16 protein-coding genes are annotated in these 21818 nt (G+C 60.3%); 2 read left to right on the top strand and 14 right to left on the bottom strand.

Features of this window, described 5'->3' with window-relative positions; all coding sequences use genetic code 11:
* Positions 1-263: 263 nt before the first annotated feature.
* From ASC97_RS05985 to ASC97_RS06040, 12 genes are all read right to left on the bottom strand, one after another.
* Positions 264-1589 (bottom strand): extracellular solute-binding protein, encoded by a 1326-nt coding sequence (locus ASC97_RS05985; RefSeq protein WP_057467438.1) that lies wholly within the window; start codon positions 1587-1589, stop codon positions 264-266.
* 83 nt (positions 1590-1672) lie between these two features.
* Positions 1673-2521 (bottom strand): carbohydrate ABC transporter permease, encoded by an 849-nt coding sequence (locus ASC97_RS05990; RefSeq protein WP_057467439.1) that lies wholly within the window; start codon positions 2519-2521, stop codon positions 1673-1675.
* Positions 2518-3453: a carbohydrate ABC transporter permease gene (locus tag ASC97_RS05995; RefSeq protein ID WP_057467440.1), complete on the bottom strand. Its 936-nt coding sequence runs from the start codon at positions 3451-3453 to the stop codon at positions 2518-2520. Before ASC97_RS05995 ends, ASC97_RS05990 begins: the two co-directional genes overlap by 4 nt.
* A complete protein-coding gene (locus ASC97_RS06000; protein ID WP_057467441.1) occupies positions 3446-4546 on the bottom strand; it encodes an ABC transporter ATP-binding protein in 1101 nt (366 codons plus the stop codon). Before ASC97_RS06000 ends, ASC97_RS05995 begins: the two co-directional genes overlap by 8 nt.
* A gap of 244 nt (positions 4547-4790) precedes the next feature.
* Positions 4791-6302 (bottom strand): arabinosylfuranosidase ArfA, encoded by a 1512-nt coding sequence (arfA, locus tag ASC97_RS06005; protein WP_057467442.1) that lies wholly within the window; start codon positions 6300-6302, stop codon positions 4791-4793.
* A gap of 107 nt (positions 6303-6409) precedes the next feature.
* Positions 6410-7336, bottom strand: coding sequence for an ArsR/SmtB family transcription factor (locus ASC97_RS06010; RefSeq protein WP_057467443.1), 927 nt, complete (start codon positions 7334-7336; stop codon positions 6410-6412).
* A 641-nt stretch (positions 7337-7977) separates the two neighbouring features.
* Entirely contained in the window at positions 7978-9348 is a 1371-nt protein-coding gene (locus tag ASC97_RS06015; protein ID WP_057467444.1) for an alpha-glucosidase/alpha-galactosidase, read from the bottom strand.
* Between the two features lie 21 nt (positions 9349-9369).
* A complete protein-coding gene (locus tag ASC97_RS06020; RefSeq protein WP_057467445.1) occupies positions 9370-11037 on the bottom strand; it encodes an ABC transporter ATP-binding protein in 1668 nt (555 codons plus the stop codon).
* Between the two features lie 10 nt (positions 11038-11047).
* A complete protein-coding gene (locus ASC97_RS06025; RefSeq protein ID WP_057467446.1) occupies positions 11048-12181 on the bottom strand; it encodes an ABC transporter permease in 1134 nt (377 codons plus the stop codon).
* Between the two features lies 1 nt (position 12182).
* On the bottom strand, positions 12183-13190 hold the full coding sequence (locus ASC97_RS06030; protein WP_057467447.1) for an ABC transporter permease: 1008 nt from the start codon (positions 13188-13190) through the stop codon (positions 12183-12185).
* A 113-nt stretch (positions 13191-13303) separates the two neighbouring features.
* Positions 13304-15391 carry an ABC transporter substrate-binding protein gene (locus tag ASC97_RS06035; RefSeq protein WP_057467448.1) on the bottom strand — a complete coding sequence of 696 codons (2088 nt, stop codon included), beginning with the start codon at positions 15389-15391 and terminating at the stop codon, positions 13304-13306.
* Positions 15392-15514: 123 nt separating this feature from the next.
* Positions 15515-16981: an alpha-glucosidase/alpha-galactosidase gene (locus ASC97_RS06040; RefSeq protein WP_057467449.1), complete on the bottom strand. Its 1467-nt coding sequence runs from the start codon at positions 16979-16981 to the stop codon at positions 15515-15517.
* 201 nt (positions 16982-17182) lie between these two features.
* Between ASC97_RS06040 and ASC97_RS06045 the strand changes: the two genes are divergently transcribed.
* On the top strand, positions 17183-18073 hold the full coding sequence (locus tag ASC97_RS06045; protein ID WP_057467450.1) for an AraC family transcriptional regulator: 891 nt from the start codon (positions 17183-17185) through the stop codon (positions 18071-18073).
* A 27-nt stretch (positions 18074-18100) separates the two neighbouring features.
* Here ASC97_RS06045 and ASC97_RS06050 read toward each other — a convergent pair whose 3' ends face one another.
* Positions 18101-18814, bottom strand: a complete 714-nt coding sequence (locus tag ASC97_RS06050; RefSeq protein WP_057467451.1) for a DUF899 family protein — start codon at positions 18812-18814, stop codon at positions 18101-18103.
* A gap of 249 nt (positions 18815-19063) precedes the next feature.
* Here ASC97_RS06050 and ASC97_RS06055 point away from each other — a divergent pair, with 249 nt between their 5' ends.
* Complete coding sequence (locus ASC97_RS06055) at positions 19064-20923, top strand: ABC transporter ATP-binding protein (RefSeq protein ID WP_057467452.1); 1860 nt, start codon at positions 19064-19066, stop codon at positions 20921-20923.
* 168 nt (positions 20924-21091) lie between these two features.
* Here the strand turns inward: ASC97_RS06055 and hutC are convergent, their stop codons facing one another.
* Complete coding sequence (gene hutC / locus ASC97_RS06060) at positions 21092-21814, bottom strand: histidine utilization repressor (RefSeq protein WP_057467453.1); 723 nt, start codon at positions 21812-21814, stop codon at positions 21092-21094.
* Positions 21815-21818: the final 4 nt, after the last annotated feature.

Below are 21818 nucleotides of genomic sequence, written 5' to 3' on the forward strand. Positions count from 1 at the left end.
CGCACCATCGACGACACATGGCGTCATATCGGCAGGCTGGTCGAAACCATCCAGCCCGCCGAATGCCAAAACTATCTGGAAAATGCTGGATATGGTTCCGTTAAAAGGTGAAACGCTCTAGCCTTCTCCTGGCTGCGGTTTCAATGGGGAGTTCGGAGCACTTCACGGTCAAGACGCGCCTCGATAGCGGCACCGTGATAACGAAAATGCCCGCCGCGAGACCAGCGGCGGGCATCTGCACTTCGGCTCGGAGAGAGTGAGCCTTAGATGTTGGCAAGCAGCTCGTTGATGCGCGATTCCATGTCAGCAAGCGCTGCGTCGACTTCCTTCTGACCGGTGATTGCAGCGCTCATTTCCTGACCGATGATATCCTGGATCGCGAACTGGCGCTGGACAGTCGCTGGCAGCGGAGTGCCGAGCGTGGCAATGGCCGCGATGGTGTCGCGATGCGGCAGGGCCTTGAACTCGGCGGAGTCCAGTACGGCCTTGACTGCCGGCAGGTGGCCGGTGCGCGACCAGTCGAAGTCGTTGTCGTGGAAAAACTTCAGGAACTCGCCGATGGCAGCGGTTTCTTCAGGCGAGCGGTCCTTTTGCGACACGGCCCAGCTGTGGCCGTCGGCATACTGCGCCTTCTTGCCGCCGAAGAGCTGCGGGTAGGGATAAACAGCGTAGCCGCCCTTGTTCAATGCCGTACCTGCGGTCTCGGACGAGGCTGTGTAGTCCCCGATCACCCACGTGCCGTTCAGGTGGACGCCACCTTCGCCGGCGAGGAAGGCATTGATGCCGGCGGCGTAGTCCAGATCCTTGGTCGTATCGCCGTTGTCATAGATCGCCTTGTACATTTCGAGGACCTTCTTGGCCTCGGGCGTATTCAGCTTCACTTGCTTCGGGTTGGCGAAGAAAGTGGAATCCTGCTGTAGAAGGTAGGTGTAGAGGTTGCGGGTGTAGAGCGCGACTTCGTTTGCGAGGTTCTGAACGAAGTAGGGTTTGCCGGTCTTTTCCTTGAACTGCTTTGCCTGTGCCAGAAGCTCGTCCGGGCTGGTCGGCAGCTTGGGCGTACCGTCTGCGTTGACGAGGTCTGCCTTTTTGAAGAGGTCCATATTGATGTGGTAGAGCATGGTCCAGTTGTCGATGGGCAGGCCGTAGATCTTGCCTTCCTTGGTCACGCCGCCGAGGCTGGCGTCGGTGAAGTCGGAGGACGCAACGCCCACCGATTTCAGAAGGTCGTCGAGCGGCATGATCAGGCTCTTCGACTGGTAGTCCGCGAGCACCGACTGATGGATGGTAACGATGTCAGGCGGATCTCCGGCAGCAAACTGCGCCGTTAGCTGGTCATAACCCGGCCACTCGACCGTCGTCACGGTGACATGCACGTCAGGATTATCGGCGTTGAACTTGTTGATCAGCGAGGTGATGATACCGCACTCGCCGACAGCCTTGCTGACATCGGTGTTCGTGCCGAAGTCCGCGTCGCATGCGCCGAAGAAACGCTGGACGGTAAGTTCCGTTGCCGCGAAGGCTTGCGTCGAGCCGGCAAGCGCGATCACCGACGCCGCCGCCAGCATGTATTTCCTCAATGTATGCGTCATTCCAACTCCTCCTCTTCGGGTCTTTGACCCCTTGCTTTAGCCCCCTCCCCGGGAGCCGGTTTCGACGTCATCGCCCGTCAGCGTCAGCGCACGGCGGCGCCGGAGACTGCGGTCACGATGTATTTCTGGAAAAACAGGTAGAGAATGAGGATCGGCGCGCCTGCGAAGACCGCTTGCGACATCAGGAATCCGAGACCTTCCGATTGCGCGAAGTTGGTTTGCGTCGAGGCAATCCCGATCGTCAGCGTATACATTTCCTTCTTGGTGCCCGAAATCAGCGGCCAGAAGTAATCGTTCCAGGCACCGAGGAAGGTAAAGATGCCGAGCGTTGCCTGTGCTGGCACCGTGAGCGGCAGAAGCACCTTCCAGAAGATCTTGAAGCGGCTGGCATTGTCGAGCAGCGCTGCCTCGTCGAGCTCCTTCGGGATGGCGCGGAAGTACTGCGTCATCAGGAAGACGCCGAATGGCGCTGACAGACCGGGCAGGATCAGACCGTGGTAGGTGTTGTGAAACTTCAGCCAGCTGAACAACTGGTGACGCGCGATCAGGACCGCCTGTTCCGGAACCGCCAGACCCAGCAGCACAATGATGAACAGCGCATTGCGAAACGGGAAATTCAGCCGTGCGAAGCCGTAGCCGGCGAGCGAGGAAAGGACCAGCGTCATGATCGTCAGGCCGCCTGCGACGATGACGCTGTTCAGGATCCAGCGAAAGACCGACGAGGTCGCCAGGATATTGATGTAGTTGTTGATCGTGTAAGGCGCGTGGAAGACGGAGTTCATATCCGCCATCAATTCCTTGTTGTCCTTCAGCGAGAGCCCGATCACCCAGACAACCGGCGCCATCATGATCAGCGCGCAGAGAATGGCAAGGAACAGGATCACGCGATCGCCGGTCGAACGGCCGACCATGTTGGCACCGGAAGCGCTCATCCTTCTTCTCCTTTGCGGCGCGAGATGAAGTACTGCGCCATGGCTGCGATCAGGATCAGGACGAAGAGAACTTCCGAGGCTGCCGCACCGAGCCCCAGGTCCCACTTGGTGAAGGCGGCTTCGTAGATGTAGAAAACGATCGGTTTGGAGACGTTGTTCGGACCGCCGAGCGTCATCAGCTTGGACTGCCCGAACAGCTGGAACTGCAGCACGACCTGAATGATCAGCACGAGGACGAAGGTTCGCCGGATGGACGGCAGGGTAATGTGCCAGAGCGTGCGCCAGCGGCTGGCATTGTCGAGTGCCGCCGCCTCGTAGATCTCCGCCGGGACTTGCTGCAACGCGGAGAGGAAGAGCATCATCGGCAGACCGATGCACCACCAGATGGTGGCGATTGCTATGCCGATCATCGCGAGCTTGGGATCGGAAAGGAAGGCCGGAGAGGTCGCACCGAACCAGCCGTAGACCGTGGCGAGCAAACCGAAATTGCCGATGAAGACGATGCGCCAGATCAGCGTGACGATCGTGACCGACAGGACCGAAGACGAGAAGTAGATCGTGCGCAGCACCGTCGCCGTCTTCGTCTTCCGGTTCAACGCGAGTGCCAGCAAGAGCCCGAGAACGGCCAGCGCCGGCACGGTCAGAATGACGAAATAGAAGGTGTTGCCAACCACCTGTATGAAGATCTTGTCGCGAAAGAGACGCAGATAGTTGTCGATGCCGACGAAACGACCGGTGCCGAAGGCGTCGGCCTTGTGGAGGCTGAGCCATATCCCCCAGAACAGCGGCACGGCGAGCAGGGTAACGAAGAAAAACAGATAGGGCACGACGAAAAGCGCATTGCGCCAGAGAGGTGCGTTGATGTTCTGCACCGTTTGCCGTGCGTTGGCTTTCGCAGCCGAGCGGGTGCCGGACAAGGTCGCGTCAACCATGCCCCGGCTCCTCATTATGCCAGGCGCTGCCCTCTGCGTCGAAAAGATGGGTGCGGGTTCCGTCGAGCGAGAGACCCACCTCGTCGCCGATGGCGACGCGGCTGTTGCCGATATCTTCGGCCACGACCGTGCTTCCGTCCTTGAGGCGCGTATAGAGAAGCGTGCGGTCACCGAGGCGCTCGAGCACATCGACCTTGCCTGTCGTCGTCGCGGGAACGCCGCTTGCGAGTTTCACCGCCTCGGCGCGGATCCCGAGCGAGTGCGCAGTGCCCTTGACGCCGGCTGCACGGATCGTGGTCCGCAGCTCGGTGCCGTCAGGCAACCTGGCGCTGACGAAGCCGTTCTGCTCCGACAGGCCGACGTCGAGGAAGTTCATCGTCGGCGAACCCACGAAAGTGGCGACGAAGCGGCTGGCCGGGCGGGAATAGATCTCCATCGGAGAGCCGATCTGCTCGATCTTGCGGTTGTTCATCACCACGATGCGATCGGCAAGGGTCATCGCCTCGATCTGGTCGTGCGTCACGAAGATCATCGTCGATTTGACACGATTGCGAAGCTGGGCAAGCTCTACTCGGGTGCGAACGCGCAACGCCGCATCGAGGTTCGACAGCGGCTCGTCGAAGAGAAAGGCCTTGGGCTCCTTGACGATGGCACGGCCGATGGCGACGCGCTGGCGCTGGCCGCCGGAAAGCTGGCCGGGTTTGCGCTCTAGGAGATGGCCGATTTCAAGCATGCGGGCGGCTTCCGCAACGCGGGCGGCAATGACATCGGCGGCAACGTTGATGTTGCGCAACCCGAACGCCATGTTGTCGGACACCGTCATGTGCGGATAGAGCGCGTAACTCTGGAACACCATGGCGATGTCGCGCTGCCCTGGCGGCAACGTATCGATGCGCTCGCCATTGATCGAGATGGTTCCCTCGTCGACGCTTTCAAGGCCGGCGATCATCCGAAGGAGGGTCGATTTCCCGCAGCCCGAAGGCCCCAGGAAAACCATGAACTCATTGGCTTTGATAGACAGCGAGAGGCCGTCGAGCACCGTCATCGAGCCATAGCGCTTGCTGACGTTGTGGATTTCGATAAAGGCCGTCATCCAACTGCTCCCATATTGCAGTCAGAACCCGAAAAGCCGATATGGACACGTGGTTGGCATATCCCGACCGAGCCACCCGCTTTGACAAACGGGCGCCCTTCAGTCAGTGATAGTGCCAGAACAGAAGCGGTCGCTTCCATCTGTTCCTCCCAGTGGCACGTCAACTCCGGTGCGCTGACATTAAATCATACTATTGTGATGTCAACATATCTTTTGATATGTATCCGATTTTGTGATTTAAATATTACGCCTGCAGCCGGATCATCCGGTATGAGAGCGGAGCGATTTTTGCGCTAAGCTTCCCATCCGCAAACGACGCACCGTCAGTCTTCCGGGGCACGACGTTGTCGGGCCGTTCCGAAGTGTTGGTGATGGTGAGGTCGGCATGTGCGATCACCTGGTCGTCGGCGATCTTGAGCGCTCCAAACTCCAGCAGGCTGACATCGAGATCGAGCGCTTCCGTGCCATTGCGATTGACGATGAAGAAGGTCACCGTCTTCCCGTGCGCGTCGTGAACGGCGGAGACGTCGAGATAGGGCACGTCGCCAAGATCGTCGACGGTATAGCTCGGGCTGTCCACCATCAGCTTCAGCGCCGTGCCGCGGCCGAAGACCGAGGCAAAGTAGTAGGGGTAGAAGATGGTCTGGCGCCATGCAGCCCCACCAGGGGTCGTCATGATTGGCGCAATGACGTTCACGAGCTGCGCCAGGCAGGCGATCTTGACGACATCGGCACGATTGATGAAGGTATTGAGGATGCAGCCGACCTGCAGAACGTCCTCGAAATTGTAGTCGTCCTCGAGCAGCGCCGGAGCATGCGGCCAGCCGTTGGCGCCGGCCAGCGTCGCTTTGTCCCGCTCCTTGGAATGATACCAGACGTTCCATTCATCGAAGGAGATGTAGACGTCCTTGGTCGAGCGCTTCTTCGCCTTGATGTAATCGATGACGCCGGCAACGGTGCCGATGTAGTTGTCGAGCTCGATGCTGCGGGCGAGATAATTGGCGGTGTTCTTGGCGCGATTCTCAAAATACATGTGCAGCGAGATGTAATCGACCTCGTTGTAGGTATGATCGAGAACGGTGGCCTCCCATTCGGGGTAGCTCGGCATATGGGCGTTGGACGAGCCGCAGACGACAAGCTCCAGCGAGCTGTCGAAGGCGCGCATCGCCTTAGCTGTCTCATGCGCCAGGCGGCCATATTCGTCCGCCGTCTTGTGGCCGATCTGCCAGGGGCCATCCATCTCGTTGCCGAGGCACCAGAGCTTCACGTCCCAAGGTTCGGCGCGGCCGTTGGCGACGCGCTTGTCGCTCCATTCGCTGCCGCCGGGGTGGTTGACGTATTCGAGGAAATTGCGCGCCTCATCCAGGCCGCGCGAGCCGAGATTGACGGCGAGCATCATCTCGGTGTTGGCAGACACGCACCAATCGGCGAACTCGTGCATCCCGACCTGATTGCTCTCGGACGTGTGCCAGGCAAGGTCGAGGCGCGTCGGGCGGCTCTCCTTCGGGCCGATCCCGTCTTCCCAATTATAGGCGGAGACGAAGTTGCCGCCGGGATAGCGCACGATCGGAACGTTGAGCTCCTTGACCAGATCGATGACATCCTTGCGCATGCCGTATTCGTCGGCGGTGGCATGATCCGGCTCATAGATTCCGGTATAGACGGCGCGGCCAAGGTGCTCGATGAATGAGCCATACAGGCGCGGATCGATTTCCGAAATCGTGTACTTGCTGTGCGCTGTAACCGCAGCCTTCATGACATCCTCCACTATATCGTCTTTTTGTGATCTATATCACAATTTGAGATGAATAAAGCGGAAGCTCCGACCCCGGTCAAGGGTAAAATTCAGAAAAACGGATATAGTCAGCGGGTTTTCAGGCGCAGCAGGATGTCCTGGTCGTAGTTGCCGAAGCCGCGACCGAAAATATTGATGCCTCCGGGATGCTTGGCGTCGTCGCGAACGCCGATGCGCAAGCGGATCGAATGATGCTCGTCCAGCTTGAGGTTCTTTAGCGTGACGTCGGAGATGCGCAATCCATCGACGAAAGCGCCGTCGTCATTGATACGGAAATTCTTGAGCTTGCCATATTGCGAGCCCTTAAGCTTCCACCAGTCCGGCGTGAAAACCCCGCGTTTATCGCCGAAATCGCCCGGAGACGTCCATGTTCCGATGTCCGTCCCGTTCACCGTAAGCGTGATGTCGGAGGGCCAGTCGGCGCTCGTTCCGGGCACTTCGGAACTCAGCTCCATGACGAACTCAATCTCGCGAATGCTGGTGTTCGTCAGACGCGCATTGTTCGGAAACTGATACTCCACATGACCGCGCGTGAACCAGATCAACGCCGTTTTCATCCGGTCCGGGTCGAAAAACGTGTTGGGAACGTCGAGCAAGCCGATAATGCCCTCGACCGAGCAGAGACCGCACGGCGCCGTCACCTCGAAACCCGTATAGAGACCAAGCGGCATCGACACTTCGATGGCATCCGGTTCGGTTTCCTTGATTTCATTCTTGAAGACCACGAGGATTTCGTCATAGACGCTGTGGCAGACTTTCTGGTTGCCCTTGCGGGCCTTCTGCGTCTCCGTGCGGATCAGCCCCGCCTCCTCCAGCATCTGCACGTTCGTCGAGACGCTCGATTGCGGCAGGTCAAGGATCTCAGCAATTTCATTGACGTTCAGCGGCCCCCTCTCGTGGAGCAGCTTCAACACGGACACTCTTGCCGGCGATGCCAGACCCTTGAGAATGGGCATGCCCTCTTCAGGGTCGACGACAAGAAAGTTGCGGCTCATGGGGTTCCGATCGGGCGGGGCAAGGATGCGTTTCCTTGTTCTATATCAACATTTTTGATTTATTCAATCGGCCGCCCGAGATCTCCGACAAGCAAAGCTTAGCCTTGTTTGCAAACTTCGACGTCAGGTGCTCTCACGCACGGTTGCGCCAAATATGCTGCCGTCTATTGTGCGAGCAGGGCGTTTCCCTGCCGCCAGAATCAATGGCTCGAGGGATGGACTGAGCACAATGTGGGGTCGTCGATTTTGAAAGCCGTTTTCCGTACGACATTAATTTCCTTTGCTATTCTGCTGTCGACAGCGGCATCCGCCGCATCGGACGGCTGGCGTCCCGATGGCAGGGGCACGAGCACATGGCACGTCTTGCCGTCGGAAGGCCAGTGCAACATCAGTCAGGCAACAAATCGAGCCAGGCGCGCTGGAATCTACAGGACCGATGTTGTTTACCAAGATGAGAATGTGGTGACGCTACGAGGACTGACGGGATGGGGTGACCGACGCGAAATAACCTTCGCCAACGTTCGGGGATGCCCTGAGGTCGGTTTTAGCGATCTGCAACCACGACCACGCTGAGCCGAGGGCAAAAAGCCCCGCGGCAAGGCCGCGGGACTTCTTGAGGCGCAAGACCGGGAGAGAGTTGGTCAGGCAGCCTGAACCTTGCGGCCGGTGCGGGCCCAGGCGGGCAGCCAGTCGCCGTGAGCGGCAAGCAGTTCGTCGGTCATCGCCCAGATCTGGTCGAGATCAAGTTCTGCCGCTGTATGCGGGTCCATCATTGCGGCGTGGTAGATGTGCTCGCGGTTCTCGGTCATCAATGCCTGAACCGTCAACTCCTGGACGTTGATGTTGGTGCGCATCAGTGCCGTGAGCTGCGGCGGCAGGTCGCCGATGAAGGTCGGCTGGATACCCGACGCGTCGACCAGGCAGGGAACCTCGGCTGCGCAATTGTCGGGCAGCGACGTGATGCAGCCATTGTTGCGCACGTTGCCGTAGATGACGGAGGGTTCGCCGGTCCAGACCGAATTGATGATCGACGAGGCATACTCCTTCGATTGTGCGACCTCGATCTTGTCAGCCGAACGATAGGCTTCCGCCTGCCCCTTCCAACGGGCGATCTGCTCGATGCAGCGCTTAGGATATTCGTCGAGTGGGATGCCGAATTTCTCGATCAGGTCCTCGCGGCCTTCCTTGATGAAGTAAGGCGTGTACTCGGCGAAATGCTCCGAGCTCTCCGTGACGAAATAGCCGAGGCGGGTCAGCATCTCGTATCGCACCTTGTTCGGGCAGCGCGGGTTCCAGCCGGGCTTGGGCGCGCGGCCTTCGCGGTAGGCACGGACCAGATCCGGATAGAGGTTCTTGTAGGAGCCGTCCGGCTGGCGATGCTCGAACTTCAGGTAGAAGGCCATGTGGTTGATGCCGGCCGAGCGGTAGCGGATCTCCTCGTAGGGAATGTCGAGGTCATGCGCCAGCTCCATTGCCGTGCCCTGCACCGAGTGGCAGAGGCCAACCTGCTTGATCGTGGGATACTTCTCCGAAATCGCCCAGGTGTTGATCGCCATCGGATTGACGTATTGCAGCATGATCGCCTCGGGGCAGACGGCGAGCATGTCCTCGCATATCTTCCACAGATGCGGCACGGTTCGCAGGCCGCGCATGATGCCGCCGACGCCGAGCGTGTCGGCGATCGTCTGGCGCAGGCCGAACTTCTTGGGGATCTCGAAGTCGGTGACCGTGCAGGGTTCGTAACCGCCGATCTGGAAGGCGACGACGACGAAGTCCGCGCCCGTCAGCGCCTTGCGCTGGTCGGAATAGGTCTCGGCCTTCGCCTTGGCGCCGAGCGTCGAAATCAGCTTGTTGACGACGACGGCACTTTCTTCGAGACGCTGCGGATTGATGTCCATCAGGGCGATGGTCGCGCCCGACAGCGCCGGGCGCTGCAGCACGTCGCCGATAATGTTCTTCATGAAAACGGTGGAACCGGCTCCGATGAATGTGATCTTGGGATTTCTTGCCATTATAACCTCCGGAATGTGCAATCAGGCTACCTCGAAAGCGGCTTTGACGAGCCGTTCGGTGTAGGCAGTCTTGGGATGGGACAGGACTTCGTTGACGGGACCCTCTTCCATGATCTTGCCATGTTGCATGACGATCACACGGTGGCAGAGGGCACGCACGACCTTCAGATCGTGCGAAATGAAGAGGTAGCTGAGACCCCGTTCGTCCTGCAGCCTGCGCAGGAGTTCGATGATCTGCGCCTGGACGGAAAGGTCGAGAGCCGATGTCGGTTCGTCGAGCAGGATGAATTCGGGCTCGAGCGCGATGGCGCGGGCAATGGCTATACGCTGACGCTGGCCGCCCGAAAACTCGTGCGGAAAGCGCGAGAGGATATTGCCGGGCATGCCAGCTGCGATGAGCGCCTCGCGCACGCGGTCGAGACGTTCGGCCTTGGTCGCCCCGAGCCTGTTTACGACAAGCCCTTCCTCGATGATCTGGCCGATCGTCATGCGCGGATTGAGCGACGAAAACGGATCCTGAAAGACCACCTGCATGCGCGAGCGCAGCGGCCGCATTTCGGCGCGCGATCGGCCGTGGATCGGCTGGCGGTCGAAATAGATCTCGCCATTGTCGGTGTCGTTGAGCCGCAGCAGCGCCTGGCCGAACGTCGTCTTTCCCGAACCGGACTCGCCGACGAGGCCCAGCGTTTCGTGGCGCCGAAGCGTCAGATCGAGGCTGTCCACCGCAACGAGTTCCCTCAGCTCCGGCTTGAAGAACGTACCGTGGCGCAACATGAAGGAAACGCGAACGCCCTTGGCGTCGAGAAGGACGTCCGACCCCTCCGGCAACGGATTGGCCTGGCCCCGCGGCTCCGACCCGAGCAGGTGCTTGGTGTAGGCGTGCTTCGGATTGGCGAAGAGCTTTTCGGTCGTGTTGTGCTCGCGCATTTCGCCGTGCTGCATCACGTAGACGTAGTCGGAAAACTGGCGAACGACGGTGAGATCGTGCGTGATCAGGATTACCGCCATCCGCAACTCCTTCTGCAGGTTGCGGATGAGGTTGAGGATCTGCGCCTGCACGGTCACGTCGAGTGCCGTCGTCGGCTCGTCGGCAATCAGCACGTCCGGGTTATTGGACAGCGCCATGGCGATCATGACGCGCTGCCGCTGGCCACCGGACAGCTGATGCGGATATTGCTTCAGCCGCGCCTCCGGATCGGGGATCTGGACATGCCTGAGAAGTTCCAGCGCACGGGCCTCGGCCTGCTTCCTGCTCATCTTGCGATGCACGCGGATCGCTTCGACGATCTGGCTGCCGATCGTATAGATCGGGTTCAGAGAGCTCATCGGTTCCTGGAAGATCATCGAGATCCGATCGCCGCGCAGCTTGCGGCGCTCGCGCTCGGAGAACTTGAGGATATTGGCGCCGTCGTACTCGACGGTCGACTTGGGCGCGACCACGGCGCGCTTGGACAGCAGCCCCATGACGGTGCGGGCGGTTACGGATTTGCCGGAACCGGATTCGCCGACGATGGCGATCGTTTCCCCACGATAGAGCTGGAAGGAGATATCCTTGACGGCCTCCACCATGCCATGCTCGACCTTGAAATTGACGGCGATATTGCGGGCATCGATGATCGGGCTTTCCGTACGTCCTTCATGATCGAGGCGAACGGACGGGGCGAAGGAGTTGACGAGTGCAAGGGCCATGTTCTTCACCTCAATAGGGATCGACTGCGTCGCGCAGTCCGTCGCCGAGCGCATTGAACGCGAAGACGGTGATCAGGACGAAGCCGACAGGTGCCAGGATCCAGGGATAGGTGCCGATCACGGAATAGTTCGCCGTGTCCTGCAGCATCAGACCCCAGGAGATCAGCGGCGGCTTCACGGCAAAGCCGAGGAACCCGAGGAAGGATTCCAGAAGCACCACGCTCGGTATGTGCAGCGTCACCGCAACGATCACGTGGCTCATCACATTCGGGAAAATGTGCTGGAAGATGATACGCCGATCGGTCGCGCCAACAGCCATGGCGGCGCGGACATAATCGATGCGGGCCAGCGCCAACGTCTTGCCACGCACTTCGCGGGACATCTGTGCCCAGCCAAGCGCCGACATGACGACGATGACGAAACCGAGGAAGACATTGGTCGGAGCGGTTACTGGTATAAGCGATGTCAGCGCCAGATAAAGGGGCAGCTGCGGAAAGGCGAGCACCACTTCGACGAAGCGCTGCACCCAGGTGTCGACCGCGCCGCCGAAATATCCGGACACCATGCCGACGGTGGTGCCGATGACGGTCACGATGAAAACGACGGTAAGCGCGATCGTCAGCGAAATCCGCGAGCCGATGATGGCACGCGAGAGCACGTCACGACCGAACTTGTCGGTTCCGAGGAAATGCACGGGCTGGCCGTCGACCGAACCGAAGAAATGTCGGCTGGCCGGAATGAGGCCAAAGAGCTTGTATTCGGCGCCCGTCACGAAGAAACCGAGATTGCGCGGGTTGTCGTAATCGGGACCGACGATCGGTTGGAAGGTAACAGGATCGAGTTCCTCGGATTCGCCAAGCGCATAGACGCGCGGCGGATATGTGAGGTTGCCGTCCTTGTCGCGGAAGCTGATCATCTGCGGCGGCGCGAAGCCGACATCGGTTGCCTTGGGATCCATTGGCGCGACGAAGTCCGCAAAGATCGCCATGAGCAGCAGCAGGCCGACGAGAACAAGGCCCATCATGCCGGTCCAGGAGCGTCTCAGTCGTCGCCAGACGAGCGCCAGGTAGCTTTCGTTACCGTGCGGTGCGTTCTTGACGGCTTCTTCGTGCGGCGGTGGGGGAGCGGAATCGAAGGCGAGCATATCAGGCTCCTCCGTACTGGCGGACACGAGGGTCCAGCATGGCAAGCAGCATGTCGGCGATGATGTTGCCGACAATCAGAGTGGCGGAGAGCACCATCATGAAGGTGGCGGTGACGTAGACGTCGCCGATCGCCATGGAGCCGACGATCGCCGGCCCGACGGTTGGAAGCGAGAAGATGATCGCGGTCTCGATCTCGCCGGTCAGCATGTAGGGAAGCACGACGCCCTGGTACATGACAAGCGGGTGCAGCGCATTCGGCACGGCATGGCGCATGACAACGGCCGCGCCGGTCAGCCCCTTGGCCTTCGCCGTCTCGACGTACTGGGCGTTTAGCGTATCGAGCAGATTGCCGCGCATGACGCGCATATTGTAAGCGAGCCCGCCGAAGGTGGCGATGGCGACGACCGGCCACACGTGGCTGACGAGATCGACGAACTTTGCCCAGGACCACGGTGCTCCGCCATATTGCGGCGAGAAGAAGCTTCCGATCTCGGAGACATTGAACTGGAAGACGAGGAGATAGACGATGATCAGCGCCATCAGGAAGCGCGGCACCGTCATCCCGAGGAAGGAGACACCCGAAAGCAGGCTGTCGATCCAGGAATATTGCCGGGTTGCGGCCCATATGCCGAAGCCGATGCCAAGCACGGATGCCAGGATGTGGCAAACCAGGGCCAGGGCCAGCGTGCGCGGCAGTCGCTCGGCCACGACATCGGCAACCGGCTTGTTGTAGAACATGCTGTAGCCGAAATCGCCCTGTGTAACGATGCCCTTGATCCAGTTGAAATACTGGATGACCATTGGCTGATCGAGGCCATGGGCCACGCGGTAGGCCTGAGCCTGCTCATCCGCCTGCGCGAACGAGGCGCCACTCTGGTTGATCAGCTGCGAACGGATGTAATCGGCATAGTCACCGGGTGGTGCCTGGATGATCGCGAAGGTCACGATGCTCAGAATGATCAGGACGGGAATCGCGGACGCTATGCGCACGAGCAGGAATCGTAACATCGGACGGTTCGCTTCTCCTTGCCGCCAGTCGCGCCTGTCGGTGCGGCCGGCTTGTTGAAATTGACCGGCCGCGCTTCACGCGCGACCGGAGTCCTTGGTTGGGAGGGGAGCTCTTAGTTGATCGGGCCCTTTTCGCCGGGCTTGCCGGGCAGCTGCTCGGGGAACAGCTCGTATTTGCCCTGCTTGTCGGCAGCGACCCACAGGCGTTCGCGGATGACGGAGTCCTCAGCCCAGTTGAACATGAAGATCGGAGTCCCCTCAGGCACGTTCGAGAAGCGCTTGTTGATGATCAGTGCACCCGGATACTCCGTGAGACCGACCGTATCGACGTTCTCGGTTGCAACCTTCTGGTACTGCTTCATCAGGTCGACGCGCTCGCTGTTGTCCTGGCTGGTCTGGAACTTTGTGACGATATCCACCAGCTTTTCCTCGTAGGGCATCAGGTCGACCTTGCCGTCCTTGCCGGCGCGGTGCTGCCAGCTCGTGCGTGGACCGACCGGCGCAAGCTGCTCGGTGTTCTGGACGACCGATGCAAGCTCCGGCGAACTACGCTGGATCAGCCAGTCGAACCGGCCGCTGTAGTGGGCATCGTCACGCTTGGGACCGTCCAGCGCATTGAGGATGACCTTGAGGCCAAGTTTCTCCATCTGTCCGACGACGCCTTCCGCCAAGCTCTTGTCGGTGGCGTAGCCATTGTTGACCAGAAGCACGATCTCGACGTTCTTTCCGCCTTCGGTTGCGGCGGGGAAGTTTACGAAGCCGTCACCGTCGGTATCCTTGAGGCCGGCTTTCTCAAGCAGCGCCTTGGCGCCCTTCAGATCGAAGGGGTAATAGACGACGGAATTGCGATCGTAGAAGCTCGTGCCCGAAGACAGGCCGCCTGGATAAATCGCCGTGAACGGTCCCTTGACCAAGGAATCGCCGATCGCCTTGCGGTCGAGACCCATGGTGATTGCCTTGCGGAAGTCTTCATTGCGGTTCAGCTCGCGGACGGCCTGGCTGCGCGCGTCCGGTTCGCCCCAGCCGTTGCCGGACAGGTTCATACGCATGTTGTAGCCGATCAGGCGCGGGCCGAAGGCAAGACGTGCCGGCGCGGTCTTCTCGGCGGCGCGCTTCAGAGACGCGACGAAATTTTCCGGCTGCTCGAGATTGGAAATGTCGCCGGATCCGGCAACGGCCTGCACGTCACGGTCGGCCCAGGTCGACAGCTTGTAGTGCAGCTCGTTGAGATAAGGGAGTTGATTGCCCTTCTCGTCGACCTTCCAGTAGTACGGATTGCGGCGCATCACGATGATGTCGTCAGGACGGTATTCGACCGGCACCCAGGCACCCATGACCGGAAGGTTCATGTATTCCGGCGGAAATGCGTTCTTGAACTGGTCATAGGTGTTCTTCGAATACTTCGGATGTTGCGGCTTCAGGATATGCGACGGGCCCGGGCAGAAGCTCGGGTAGGCCATCGTATAGAGATACTGCTTCGGGAACGCGTCCTTGAAGGTCCATTCGACGGTGTAGTCGTCGATCTTCTTCAGCGTCGTTCCCTGACCGAAGGCTTCCGGCGAAGCGCCGCCGCCGAGCGGCGAGACGTTCGGATCGATGACCTCGTCGTCCCAGTAGAACATGATGTCGTCAGCGTTGAAGGCGACGCCATCCGACCACTTCGCGCCCTCGACGAGGTGCATGGTCAGCTTGTGACCATCTGCGGACCAGTCCCAGCTCTTGGCGAGGTTTGGAAGCGGTTCGGTATCCTTGGCCTGAACCTGGAAGAGAGGTGCGGTGCGTGTCAGGCATTCGGACAGGCCAATATCGATGCCACCCCAGCCCTGGGTCTGGCCGGCACCGTAGTTCCAGCCTTCCGGCCGGCCGCCGATGACGTGCCGCAGGGTATCGCCGTAGACGCCGGGTCCATCCACCATGTTCGCGGTCTTGAAGACCAGCGGCTCCTTGGGCAGGCGGTCCTTGACGGGCGGCAGCTTGCCGCTGTCGACGAAGTTCTTCGTTACCCAGTCGGGCTCATGATAGGCGGGCAGTGCCTTGAATTCCTCGATGGAATCCCTGGACACGTATTTGATCTTGCCTTCCGCCGGAAACTGCGGCGGGACGGGCGGAGCCGTGGGCTCGGAGGCATAGGCGCTCAAAGCCGAGACCGAGACGCTCAGCGCCAGTCCGGCAAGAATGCCAAGGTTGCGGAAATTTGTCATCGTTTCTCCCTCTTGTTGCGGAGCAGTTTTGCGATGCTCCGGTTCTCCTCAAACGATCCGGAAACAGGCTTGCGGCGATAGGTTCCCTCCCGGAGCCCCATCGCCACCCGTCCTCCGGAAATCTCAGACGGCCTGCTTGAGCGCCGCTTTTTCAGCGCGCAACTCGTCGATCGAGCGGACGTTGCGGCGTGCCGCACCGGCCCAGTCGCGGGTCTTCACGGTCGATTTCGCCAGACGCTCCTTGGCCGCAGGTACGGCGTCGGCATATTGTGGCAACCAACGGGCCTGGGCGACGACCATCTCATCGACCATCTGCCATACCTCTTCCGGGGTCGAGACGGCGCCAACCAGGGGATCATGCAGGACGGCCAGCTTCAGGAGGTCGATGTCGCCGCTGACGGCTGCGTGCACCGACATGCGCTGAACGTTGATCGAGGCGATGCAGGTCGCTGCGCAGGCTTCCGGGATGGTGATGCCGGAGACCATGTTGATACCGAAGCGGTCGACGAAACCGGGTGACTCGATAATCGCATCGGCCGGCAGGTTGGTGATGACGCCGTTGTTCTTGACGTTGAAGTGGCCGCGATAGACACGGTTGGTTTCAAGCGCTTCGAGAATATGGCTCGCGTGTTCGTTGGAACGCTTGGACGGATCGATCGGCTTTTCGGCCGAGGCGAGGAACTGGGGGAACTCCGTTTCGAACCAGTTGCGCGTTTCCGTCGAGTGTCTGAGGTAGCCGCCGGTCTCGCCATGGATCCAGTCGGACATATCGATCCACTTGGTGATCTCTTCCGGCCGCTTGCGATACCAGGGCAGGTATTCGGACAGGTGGCCGTTGCTTTCCGTCGAATAGACGCCGAAGCGCTTCAGGACGTCGATGCGCAGCTTTTCCTGCTGCGAGAAAACCGGGTGCGCCTCGAAGGCGGCGACGAGTTCGTCCTTTCCGATCTTTCGGCCGTTGAGGCGCAGATCGATGAACCAGGTCTGATGGTTGATGCCCGAGCAGATGTAGTCGAGTTCCGAGCGCGACTTGGCCCCGAGGACGTCGGCGATCTGTTCTGCGCCGTGCTGGACGCCGTGGCAGAGGCCGACGGTATCGACCTTCCCGTATTCGATCGCCGCCCAGGTGTTCATCGCCATCGGGTTCGCGTAGTTCAGGAATTTCGCGCCGGGTTCGGCGACCTCGCGGATGTCCTTGCAGAAATCGAGGATCACCGGGATGTTGCGCTGCCCGTAGAGAATGCCGCCGGCGCAGATCGTATCCCCGACGCACTGGTCGATGCCGTATTTCAGCGGTATGCGGATATCGTCGGCATAGGCTTCCAAACCGCCGACGCGAACGCAGCTGATGATGTAGCGAGCACCGGTCAGCGCCTGGCGACGGTTGGTGGTTGCCGTCACCCTGGTCGGCAGCTTGTTGGACTCGACGATCTTGTCGAGGATCGCCTTGATCATCTGGAGATTATGGTCGCTCATGTCCGTGAGCGCGAATTCGATATCCCTGAATTCCGGAACGCACAGGATGTCGGTGAACAGCTTTTTTGTGAAGCCGACGCTGCCTGCGCCAATGATAGCGATTTTGAAACTCATAATCCTAACCTCGATGCGATCAAAATGCCGGCGCTGGGGGATGAGAAGAAGAATAGGTGCCGGGCTTGCGCACTGCGCCAAAAAAGGCCAGAAATCCGGCTTATTCTCCTCCCCGCCGTTCCTTGATGCTGGCGGTGTTCTCTCTCTTGGGGCGGATTATGCGCAAATTCGGCGGAGCCGCCAGAGAAGGATTATGCTTTCATGGGTAATTCTGTGCTGCAGAAATTGATCGACCGGGGTCCTGTCATGCGGACCGTTTCGTTGCCGCGGGGCCGACAGACTTTGCACACGATGCCGACCAGCACCGGCTACGAGATTCGCACGGATGCAACCTATAACTGGGATGGACGCAAGCGCGGCCAGACCCCGTTCACCGTGCTCCAGCACACGATCGGCGGCGCTGGCAACCTGCGATACGACAACCGAGAGCTGCGGGTGAAGGAGGGTGAAACCCTGTTGGTTCTCGTTCCGCATAACCATCGCTATTGGCTGGAGGATGGCGGCCGATGGGAGTTCTTCTGGATCTCGATGAATGGCGACGAAGCGCTTCGCGTTCACCGCTCGATTCTCGCCGTGACCGGCCCGATTCTCAAGCTTCAGCCTCGCACCGTCGAACATCTTGCCGACTGCAGCCTGCGTCTCATCGACGAAGCCGAGACCCCGGGCCGCGCGTCGGCCATCGCATACGAAGCGGCCATGGCACTCTATGACGACGTCTTCGGGTCGCATCCCGTCTTCAGCGAGGAATACCGGACGATGCAGCACGTCATCGGCCACATCATGAGCAATCTCGAGCGTCCGCTTCCGGTCGAGGAGCTTGCCAAGGTCGCGGGCCTCAGCCGAGCGCATTTCTCACGCATCTTCGCTGCCAGCGAGGGCGTTCCGCCGGCCGAGTTCGTTCTGCAGAAACGGCTGCAGCGCGCCGTCAAGCTTTTGACCAAGACCGACAGCATGCCGGTGAAGGAGGTGGCAATCCGCTCGGGCTTCGAGGACGCCAACTACTTCTCCAAGGTCTTCCGCCGTGTTTACGGCACCAATCCCACCGAGTTCCGCACGACCGGCATGTATGCGAGCGTCGGCAGGGGACGCTGACAATGCCTTGCGACCGTGACCATCGGCCTATCGCTCGGCCTCGTAGGAAAGCTTCGGATACCAGGTGGCGGGACGCCCTTCCGGGGTCGTGTCAAGCACCGTCCACAGCGGCATGAAATCCGGGGCGCCGCGCGGATCCTGGCCGGGATCGGCCGTCTCGGGTCCCATCTCCTCGCTCCAGAAATGACGGACCTTGCCGTCCCTGCGGGTGAAGACGTTGTAGGCCGCGTCGTCGCTGTCTTCCTTGCTCAAGGCGCGGTAGTCGCGACTGTACTCGTCGGTCAGGTCCGAATAGAGCGGCAGGTGATGCCAGCCGCGCTCCTTCTTGAAGGCCAGCAGCCGCCCGATTGGCGAGCGGGCGACGACTGCGAACGCCGTTTGCTGGCTGATGTCCGGCACCTCGCCGTCGAGCGCCGACAGCATGGACGTGCACATCGGGCATGGGCGTTCGCGCTTGGGCCCGAACATGTAGCTGTAGATGACCAGCGTCTGCTTGTCCCCGAACAGGTCCTCAAGGCTCACCTCTCCGTCCGGCCCCTGGAACCGGTAGTCCTTCGTCACTTCGCCGCCCGGCGGCAACGCTCGGCGCTGCTCGGCGACGCGCTCGATATGACGGCGCAACTCGATCTCCTCGGCAAGCAATGCCTGGCGCGCCCGGCGATACTCGGCGCTTTCGTTGGGCTGGCGGGCGCCGTTGGCTCTTGCCAGTTCCAATGCGGAAACAAGACTACGGGAATCCATGACATGGTCCTCCTTCTCGGTTCGTTCACTCGACATATCCAGCCGCCAACCAAGCTGAGCCGCGGCCTATCCATCAAGAACGTTCGGAGAGGGAGAAAATCGACATGCCGGCACGAAAAATCGCGGTATTCGGAAGACAAAAAATCCAGAGGCACAATTTGCAATAAGTATTTTGTTAGTGACACCACTCTGTGGTTAGATCACAAGGAAGCGAATCCCCCGAGACCGCCGTCCAGTTCTTGAGCCGCCATGTCCCTGTCCGATTTCGTCTATCGTCCATTCGAAACCCTTATCCGCCCGCTCGACATCGGCTACGAGCCCCTGCCCTCCGGGGGCCCCTTTGTCCTGCTGCTGCACTTCATCAAGATGTTTCGAGGCATCCTCGCCTCCATTGCCCTCTTCGCCATGCTGGTGGAAGGCATCAACCTCTTTCTTATCTGGAGCCTGTCGGTCATCGTCGACGGCGTCACGGCCCATGGCGCGGCGGCGTTCCTGCGCGATCAGTGGCACCTGCTCGCCTTCATGGGTGGGCTGCTGTTTCCGATTCTGCCGCTGTTTGCGTTCGTCGCCAACACGCTTTCCTCGCAGGCCATTGCAGTCTGCATGCCGGTGGCGATCCAATGGCAGGGTCACAAGGCGGTCGAAAGACAGGATCTCGGGTTCTTCCACGACCTCTTCGCCGGTCAGGTGGCCTCGCGTCTGTCGCAGGTCGCCTCCGCGGTCCAGCAGCAGGTCGTGGTCGCCTTTCAGACGATACCGCATTTCCTAGTCCAGTTCATAGGCTCGCTTTTCCTGCTCGCAGCGGTCGCCTGGCCGCTCGCCTTGCCGGTTTTGATCTGGATCGCCGCGAGCGTCGTCATCGCCGTGGTCGCCGTGCCGCATTTCACCGAGTTGTCTCGACGCTCGGCCCGCCAGCGCAGCTTGGTGGTCGGCTCGATGACCGATTTGTACAGCAACATCCAGATGGTGAAGCAATTTGCAGCCGAAGACAGTGAAGCCGGGGCACTGCGCAACGTTTTCTTCAATGCGATTGACGCTCAGCAGAAGGAACGGCGCCTCTATCTCTCGACCGATAGCGGCATCCTGATTCTCAACGTGCTTTTATGGTTTGCTATGCTGGCCGTCGGTTTTTGGGGCATGGTGGTCGGATTCGTCAGCACGGGCCAATTCGTGGTTGCGCTTTACATCACCCAGCGCCTGTCGGGGAATAGCCGGGCATTCCTGCAGATGGGCCAGCAGATTTTCCAGGCCGTCGGCACGATCCGCGACGCCATGCCCGTCATGACGACGCCGCCGACCATTACCGACGCAGCGAATGCCGGGCCGCTCGTCGTTTCCAAGGGCGAGATCCGTTTCGAGAATGTCGGCTTTGCCTACCGCAACGATCGAAAGGTCATCGATGGCCTGACATTGCGCGTTCACGCTGGCGAGAAGGTCGGACTGGTCGGGCTCTCCGGAGCAGGCAAGACGACGTTGGTCAACCTGCTGCTGCGGTTCTACGATTTGAAGAGCGGGTCGATCCTCATCGACGGTCAGGATATCGGCTCGGTGACGCAGTCGAGTCTCAGGGAAAACATCGGCGTGATTGCCCAGGACGTTGCATTGCTGCATCGCTCCGTAGGGGACAACATTCGCTATGGACGACCGACCGCAGCCAGGCAGGACATCGAGCACGCTGCGAGAGCGTCTCAGGCAGATGGCTTCATCGCCGAATTGACCGACAGCGAGGGACGAAGCGGATACGATGCCTTCGTCGGCGATCGTGGGTTGAAACTATCCGGTGGCCAGCGGCAGCGCGTGGCGATCGCCAGGGTGCTTCTCAAGAACGCGCCTCTCCTCGTGCTCGACGAGGCGACGTCCGCTCTCGACAGCGAGTCCGAGGCAGCCATCCAGGACAAGCTGACGGTCTTGATGAGCGGCAAAACGGTGCTCGCCATCGCGCATCGGCTTTCAACGATCGCGCAGATGGACCGGATCGTCGTGCTCGATAAAGGCCGAATCGTGGAAGAGGGAACCCCGGATCAACTGCTCACGCGCGACGGCCTCTATGCCCGCCTCTGGAAGAGGCAGACCGGCGGCTATATCGCCGATGCCGACGATGAAGCCTGAACACCCGCTTCGACGCCTCATTTGCGGGCATAGACCGCCGAACGGGGTGCTGGGAAGCGCCATATTTTTACTCAATCGCGGCAATTTCCAGCGTCCCGTCCGAGTAAGCAGGCATGGTCAAACCACGGGCGATAAGGCCGCGCGAAGGCAAAAATGCGTGCTTGGATGCTAGGCTGAAGCCGGCGTGAACCGTGCCACGAGTGCATGCTTGTCGCCGGGATAGGTGAAGCGGACATGGGTGACCGGGCCGATATTGCTCCAGGTTCGGCGTTCCACGACAAGACATGCCGTGTGGCGAGGAATGTCGAGAGCGGCCGTTTCCTCTGCCGCTGCCGAGACAGCGTGGATGCGGTGCTCGGCGCTGCTCCACGGTATCTGATTGAGCAACCACGCACCCGGAGCAATATCGGAAAAGTCGGCGTGCCCTGCCTCCGGGACGGTTTCAAGGCTGATCAGGCGTTCCTCGAGGCAAAAGGGCCTGCCGCCGGCGTGATGGATACAAACCACCTCCACGACGGACGAACCGGACGGAACGTCGAGCCGGCGGATATCGTCCGCCTTCGCCTTGCGCACGGTTCGGGCCGAAACGGCATAGGAATAGATGAGATTCAACGACTGAACCTCGGCCTTGATATCGTGGATCTCAAGCACGGCCGATTGTGCCTGCGGCTGCGTGACGAAACTGCCGGACTTCTTTCGACGTTCGATCAGGCCCGCTTTGGCAAGCTGGGTCAACGCCTTGTTGACGGTCATCCGCGAGCAGTCGTATTCCTTGGTGAGATCGATCTCGAACGGGATGCGGTGACCCGGCGGCCACTCGCCCGAGACGATGCGGCCTTCAATGTCGCTGAGGATCCGCTGGTGCAAGGTTGCGTCCTTGCTCTGGTTCATCGTC

It is taken from the genome of Rhizobium sp. Root1203 (assembly GCF_001424945.1).
In the GTDB taxonomy this organism is placed as follows: Bacteria; Pseudomonadota; Alphaproteobacteria; order Rhizobiales; family Rhizobiaceae; genus Rhizobium.